The sequence below is a fragment of the Mesorhizobium sp. M7A.F.Ca.US.005.03.2.1 genome (genome assembly GCF_003997795.1).
GTDB lineage: Bacteria > Pseudomonadota > Alphaproteobacteria > Rhizobiales > Rhizobiaceae > Mesorhizobium > Mesorhizobium ciceri.
In genome coordinates, this window is record NZ_RZRP01000291.1 from 1 (window position 1) to 6,865 (window position 6,865).

At 61.0% G+C, this 6,865-nt stretch carries 7 protein-coding genes and 1 pseudogene; all 8 read right to left on the minus strand.

What is annotated here, in order from left to right; translation table 11 throughout:
• A partial coding sequence (trbG, locus tag EN991_RS17385; protein ID WP_164769155.1) for a P-type conjugative transfer protein TrbG occupies nt 1-884 on the minus strand: 884 nt, incomplete at its 3' end.
• A 1-nt stretch (nt 885) separates the two neighbouring features.
• Nucleotides 886-1,617: a conjugal transfer protein TrbF gene (gene trbF / locus EN991_RS17390; RefSeq protein WP_063169230.1), complete on the minus strand. Its 732-nt coding sequence runs from the start codon at nt 1,615-1,617 to the stop codon at nt 886-888.
• Nucleotides 1,618-2,940 carry a P-type conjugative transfer protein TrbL gene (gene trbL, locus EN991_RS17395; RefSeq protein WP_063169231.1) on the minus strand — a complete coding sequence of 441 codons (1,323 nt, stop codon included), beginning with the start codon at nt 2,938-2,940 and terminating at the stop codon, nt 1,618-1,620.
• Between the two features lie 33 nt (nt 2,941-2,973).
• Nucleotides 2,974-3,699, minus strand: coding sequence for a P-type conjugative transfer protein TrbJ (trbJ, locus tag EN991_RS17400; protein ID WP_024502854.1), 726 nt, complete (start codon nt 3,697-3,699; stop codon nt 2,974-2,976).
• Nucleotides 3,696-6,146, minus strand: coding sequence for a conjugal transfer protein TrbE (trbE, locus tag EN991_RS17405; RefSeq protein ID WP_063169232.1), 2,451 nt, complete (start codon nt 6,144-6,146; stop codon nt 3,696-3,698). The genes trbJ and trbE overlap by 4 nt, the downstream gene beginning before the upstream one ends.
• Nucleotides 6,140-6,412: a VirB3 family type IV secretion system protein gene (locus EN991_RS17410; protein WP_024502852.1), complete on the minus strand. Its 273-nt coding sequence runs from the start codon at nt 6,410-6,412 to the stop codon at nt 6,140-6,142. The genes trbE and EN991_RS17410 overlap by 7 nt, the downstream gene beginning before the upstream one ends.
• Entirely contained in the window at nt 6,412-6,720 is a 309-nt protein-coding gene (locus tag EN991_RS17415; RefSeq protein ID WP_024502851.1) for a TrbC/VirB2 family protein, read from the minus strand. Before EN991_RS17415 ends, EN991_RS17410 begins: the two co-directional genes overlap by 1 nt.
• A 12-nt stretch (nt 6,721-6,732) precedes the next feature.
• Nucleotides 6,733-6,865: pseudogene (locus EN991_RS40935) on the minus strand (P-type conjugative transfer ATPase TrbB); the annotation flags it as partial.

Consider the following 6,865-nt stretch of genomic DNA (forward strand, 5'->3'; position numbering starts at 1 on the left):
ATGTAATAGTTGCCGCGCACGCGATAGTTGACGAGCTCGCTGCTCCCATCTGCGCCGACGATGAAGAGTGGTGGCGCCTCGCCCTGATCTATGCGACGAGGGAACTCAATATAGACCTTGCTGCCGTCGTCGAAGGCTCGCGTCGGTCTCCAGGGCGGTGTGTCGCCACTGATTGAGTAGCGAAAGCGAAGGTTTTCGAGCGCGATATTCGACGCGACCGGTGTAACTGCCTCGGCTTGAGCATTGCGCTGGCGAAGCGCGATGATCTGGTCTTGGCTGTAGGTCCAGGAGATTGCCGCCATTGCGGTCTTCTCGGTGCTTTGAAGCTGCAAATGATAGGTCCGCCGGTCCGTCGTAATGACGACATTGGTGGCAAGACCCGGCGCGAAGGGTTTTACCAGAACATGGGTGCGCTGATTGTCACCGGTGCCGCTTGCGGTATCGCCAATGACCCAGCGCACGGTGTCGCCAGCCGACACGGCGGTTAGTTTCTCGCCCGGCTGCAGAGCGATGTCGGTCACGCGCTCCGGCGCGGCATAGAGTTGATAAAGCGCGCCATCGGTGAAGGGGTAGACTTGCACGGCATTAACATACCCGTACTTGGTGGGTTGCTGGGTCGCGGCTTTGTTGGCATCAGCGACGCGTTCTTCAGGGGGGCGCTTGTCCTCGGCCTTGCCGGGCTCGGGCTGCATTTGGCCAGGCAGCGGCAGTGGTTTTGGCACCTCGACAATTCTAATCGGCCTCTCCGGCGCCTTTTCGATCGCGGCCGGTTTGAAGTCGGCAGCGTCATAGGAAATCTCAGGCGGCGGCACCTTCTTCGATGCACAAGCGGAAACGACCGCTGCCGACACCGATAGGATCAGCACGGCACGAATCGGTGACATTTTACCTTTCATTGGTGGACTCCGTCGGAGAAAGGGGGGTTGGGACGGCGCTGTCGAGCTCGCGTGACCAGTCAATGGCATTGATGAAGACGCCGAGCGGATTCTTGCGCAGCTGATCCGTATTGCTTGGCGAGCGAATCACGATCGTGAGGATCGCAGTCCAGCGCATCGTGCTGGCAAGGCTTCCGCGCTCAAACACCTGCTCGGTCCATTTGACCTGGAATGAACTTTCGGAGGCTCTGACCACGCTGGTGACCTGTACCGAAACACTGCGCGTTCCGATCTGACCGAAGGGGTCGTTCGCCTTGGCGTATTCGTTGAGGAAGAGCGCTGCGCGATCGCTAGCAAAGTCGTACGCTGCCAACCAGTTCTGCCGTACCAAAACCGGATCGGTGGAAACGGAACGGACATTCTGGATGAAGCGGCCGAGATGCCAGGCGATCTGAGCATCCGAGGGCTCATAATTCCGGATCGCCGGCGCGACGGCGCGCGTCTCGCCGAAGCCATCGACCTCGACGACATAAGGCACGACACGGCTTTGCATCGACTGCCATACGAGTCCGCCGGAAAGCCCGGTCGCCAAGGCCAGGCAGCCAAGGGCCATGATCCGCCAGTTCCTGGCCTGCAGTCGAGATGAGCCGATGCGCTCGTCCCACAGCTGGGCGGCTTTTTGATACGGCGTGACCGGTTCGGGTGTTTTGCCGTAACGGTGCACGGGTCGCTTGAAGAGCATCTAGTCATCCTTGTCGTTGAGAGAGGGGGTGGCGCTGCCTCCCGGCCGGTCTCCGTCTCGGACAGCTTGCATGGCAGCGTGGCGATTTGCACGGGCGGTCTGTTCAGAACGTAGGCGCCTTGCCCACGTCGGCGCCGAAACAGTGGCCGAACCGGCAGAGCGTTCGGTCATTGGCGCTGTCGGCGTGCCGCCGGTCGCGGTCCACGCGGCATCGCGCCCGGCATCGGCGTTGCGCCCAACACTTGCAGTGGCGGATCGCGCTATGCGTATAGCGGCGCCGCCAGCTGCACTGGTTACACCATGCATTCCAGCAGCCACACCGGAGAGGCCAGCGTCGGGCGAGGTTGCGCGCCCGATCTGCCATGACGTGGAAGCAGCCGATCCCATTGTTGTGCCGGCTCGGATGGCGGCGACACCGCCGCTGGTTGCCATACGCGCGCCAGCAAATGCTGTGCCTCCAGCAACGAGTGATACACCCGCTGCCGCCGCGGTCGTGCCGAGGGCGGCGCCCGCCCCAAGCTGCGGTGCGCCTGAGACAAGACCCGACGCGATCCCCGGCCCAAAAATGCCAAGGCCAAGCAATGCCAGTGCGCCCAGTACCTGGGACATGGCACCGGCAAGATCCGGCTCCTTGCCTTGCAATGCGGAAGCGAACTCCCCGAAGAGCGTGGAGCCGATACCGACAATGACGGCGAGCACCATCACCTTGATGCCTGACGAGATAACATGGCCGAGCACGCGTTCGGCCAGGAACGCTGAACGGTTCCAAAGTGCGAATGGAACCAAAACAAAACCTGCCAGCGTGGTGAGCTTGAACTCAAGGATGGTGATGAAAAGCTGGATGGAAAGGATGAAGAAGGCGATGATGACCAGGAACCAGGCCATCAGCAGCACGAAGATGGTCAGTGCGTTGCCGAAGATTTCCGGGAAGCCCAGGAGCTGACTGGCTTGGTCAAGCATTGGCCAAGCACCTTCGAAACCGGTCGCGGCAATGCGGCCCGGGCGCAAGAGATTGTCTGCCGACAGATTGCCGGCCGACGCCTTAATCCCGAGACCGGCAAAAGAACGATAAACGATATCGGCGAGGTTCTTGAAATTGTTCAGAATGAAGGCGAAGACGCCAACATAGAGCACCTTGCGGACAAGCCGGCCGAGAACGCTGGTTTCGTCGCCGAGCGCCCACGCCAGGCCGGCAAGTGTGATGTCAATGCCGATCAGAATGGTAGTGAGGAAGGCGAGGTCGCCCGATAGCAGACCGAACCCGCTGTCGATGTAGCGGATGAAGGTCTCCATGAAGCGATCGATGACGCCAAGGTCGTTCATGCCGCTGCCTTTCTCGTCGTGATGAACTCGTGATTAATTGCCGGGATAAGCCGAGCCGGTACCCAAGAATCGCTTCGTCATCTCGCGGGCGGCTTCGTCTGACTGGGCCTTGCGGGCGGCATCCTCGGCCTCAGCTCGAAACTGCGTTGCGAGCAGCGTCTGGATCTGCATCTGCTGTTTTGTCGAAAGCGCCATCAGCTGGTTGGTGGCCTGGCTTGCCTGAAGCGCACCGGCCGCCCCTTGGCTGCGGTTGACGAGATCGGCGAGCAGATCGCCGTCGGCGCGGACGTTCTCGACGATTTGCGACTGGACACCCATGGTCTGGCGGAACGCCTGCATGGCGGTTTGCCAACGCTCCCGCGCAGCACTCGCCACATCGCTGACTTTGATCGTGGCGTCGTAGCTTTCCGGATATTGGCTGCGCCACTGGTCTTGAAGCTTGCCCAGATCAAAGCTGAGGCCACTCGCCTGGTCCATCAAGCCGTCGATGCGATGGAGCGAACCGGTGAGTTGGCCAACGGAAGAGAAATCCAGACGCTGAAGATTGCGCGCCATGTTCTGCAGCATGGTCGCCTGATTCTGCAGCGACTGGATCTGGTTGTTGATCTGCTCCAATGCGCGCGCGGCCGTCAGCACGTTCTGCGCATAATTGGACGGATCGAACACGATAAGGGCGTAGGCGGGCTGCACATAGTCGGCCATAGGCTTGGCGATCAGGGAAACGGTGATCAGGCCGGAGAGAAGGCGTCGCCGCATCATGAGAATTGCTCCTTGTCTGGTTGAGGGAATTGCTTGAGAAGTTCGCCGGCCCAATCGAGGCCGCGCGCGATCAGGAACTGCGAGGCAAAGCTGCCTTGCCCGTCTTCGGACATGATCCTGTCGATCAGAGTCTGCGTGGCCGGATCGGAAGCACCGCAAAGCGCAAGAGCGATGGGGCCAAGCTCGAGCTCGAACAGACGGTTGCCGCGGCGCGATTGCAGATAATACTGACGCTTCGGCGTGGCGCGGGCGATCAATTCGATCTGCCGCTCGCTTAAACCGAAGCGCTCGTAGGCTGTGCGCGCCTGGGGTTCCACGGCACGATCATTGGGAAGGAAAATGCGCTGCGGGCAGCTTTCGATGATTGCCGGCGCTATGCCAGAGCCCGCGATATCAGCCAGCGACTGCGTAGCGAAGACAACCGACACGTTCTTCTTTCGCAGCACCTTCAGCCATTCGCGGATGCGGGCGGCGAACAGCGGATTGTCGAGATAGACCCACGCCTCGTCGAGCATGATCAGCGTGGGCCGTCCGTCGAACCGTTCCTCAAGTCGCTGGAACAGATAGGTAAGCACCGGCAGCAAAGCGCTTTGGCTGTGCATTAACTCCTCGGTCTCGAAACACTGCACATCCGACAAGGCCAGCCCATCATGATCGGCATCGAGCAGGCGGCCGAAGGGACCGTCGAGCGTGTAGGGCATCAATGCGGTCTTCAGCGCATTGGATTGAAGCAGGACCGAAAGACCGGTCAGTGTGCGTTCCTGCGCCGGCGCGGTGGCAAGGCTGGCCAGCGCTGACCAAATAGCCTCCTTCACCTCCGGCGTGACGGTGACGTTCTCGTGGGCAACAAGGCTGGCGATCCATTCGGCCGCCCAGCTTCGGCTAGCCTGGTCGTTGATGCTGCGCAGTGGCTGAAAGGCAAGGGAACCGTCCGCTCCTAGCGCGTGGTGTTCTCCACCCATGGCAAGTGTTGCAGCACGGGCCGAATTGCCTTTGTCGAAGACATAAACCTGGGCGCCGGCGTAGCGCCTGAACTGCAGAGCAATCAGAGCAAGCAGAACCGACTTGCCGGCGCCGGTCGGACCAACAACCAGCATGTGGCCGACATCTTCGACGTGGGTGGAAAGCCGAAACGGTGTCGACCCACTGGTCTCGGCAACGAAAAGCGGTGGCGCTTCGGTTTGGGTGACTTTCGCGAGATGCTCGTTTGTCGCAGGACCGGCCCAAACCGACGACAGCGGCATGAGATGGGCAAGGTTCAATGTATGAACGAGCGGTTGGCGAACGTTAGCGTAGACATGGCCAGGCAATGAGCCGAGCCAAGCCTCGACCGCATTGACGCCTTCTCGGATCGTGGTGAAGCCGAGCCCATTGATGATGCGCTCGACCGCGCGAAGCTTCTCTGCAGCGGCTTGGCGATCCTCGCCCCACACCGTCACGGTGGTGGTGAGATAGCCGAAACTCACATGATCACCGCCCAATGCCTGAAGGGCTTCGTCGGCATCGAGCGCCTTGTTGTCGGCATCGCTATCGACAAGCGGGACCGGCTCGTTGGTAATGACCTCGCGTAGGATTGCCACGATCGATTTGCGCTTGGCAAACCACTGCCGGCGCAATCGCGTCAGCGTCTTCGTGGCTTCCGTTTTCTCGAGCGGAATGAAGCGCGTCATCCAGCGATAGGCGAAATCCTGATGATTGAGGGTATCGAGGATTCCGGGCCGGGTGAGGTTCGGAAAGCCGAGGATGGTCAGTGTGCGAAGATGCTGCTCACCCAGCATCGGCTCCAGGCCACCGGTAAGCGGCGCATCGACCAGGATTGCATCCAGATATATCGGCGTTTCCGGGGCCATGATAGGATGGCGACGAGGCGAAATCGTGCCGTGGAGGTAGGTCAACGTCTGAGCATCATCGAGGACGCGTACTTCGGACATGAAACCCGAGAAGAGATCGAGCACGCGGTTGGTCTCGTCACGGAACCTCGCCAGATCCTGGCGCCAGTCTCTTTCTCCTCGGGAATAATGAGAGTCGACGAGCGTGCTTTCTGCGCGCGCCTGGGCGTCCGGCGGTGGCATAAACACCAAGGTCAGATGATAGCGGCTCTCGTAGTGCGCTACCTTCCCCTCGAAAGCAGCGCGGCGTTCTTCGTCGACCAGCCACGACGCGGCGTCAGGAAAATGCGAGTTCGGATAGCCCAGCGCTTCTGTGCGCTCGGCCTCAAAGAACAATGCCCAGCCAGAGCCAAGGCGTCTGAGAGCATTGTTCGCCCGGGCGCAAATGCCGACGAGTTCAGCCTCCGTCGCACTTTCGAGATCCGGGCCGCGGAACCGCAACGTCCGCTGAAAGCTGCCGTCCTTGTTGAGCACGATGCCGGGCGCCACCAAGGCAGCCCAGGGTAGATGGTCGGCAAGCCGGTCGGCTTTGCTTCGATATTCCGAAAGGTTCAGCATGCAAGCCACCCCTTCAGACGTAGGTGGCGCACAAGCACGCTGGCGAAGTCCGGATCGCGTCTTGCGGCAAACACCGCTAACGAGTGGCCTGCGATCCAAAGCACCAGACCAGCAATCCATTGCTGCAAGCCGAAGCCAATGGCCGCGGCCACTGTACCGTTGAGGATCGCCACCGCGCGCGGAGCCCCGCCGAGCAGGATCGGCTCGGTCAGCGCCCGGTGGACCGGTACTGCGAAGCCCTCGATATGCTGCTCCCCGGCGGCCATCAGACGAGCGCCCCACCACCGAAGGAGAAGAAGGAGAGGAAGAAGCTCGATGCCGCGAAGGCGATCGACAGACCGAAGACGATCTGAATCAGGCGCCGAAAACCACCGGCGGTGTCGCCGAAGGCAAGCGTCAGGCCGGTGGTGATAATGATGATCACCGCAACGATCTTGGCGACCGGTCCCTGCACGGACTCCAGGATCTGCTGCAGCGGCTGCTCCCACGGCATGCCGGAGCCGGCGGCATAAACCGGGGCCGTGATAAGAAACGCGAGCGCTGTGGACGAAAGAAAGCGAAGCTTCTTGCGCATGAGGAAGGCCTTTCAAAGCTGCTGGAGTTGCGAAAGCGTGAGCGGGGCAACGGCGTAATCGCCGCTGCCGTCGAGACCGGTGACCTCGGCGATTGCGTCGATGTGGCGCGACGAGCCGCGTCCCGCTATGAAGACGATCAGATCT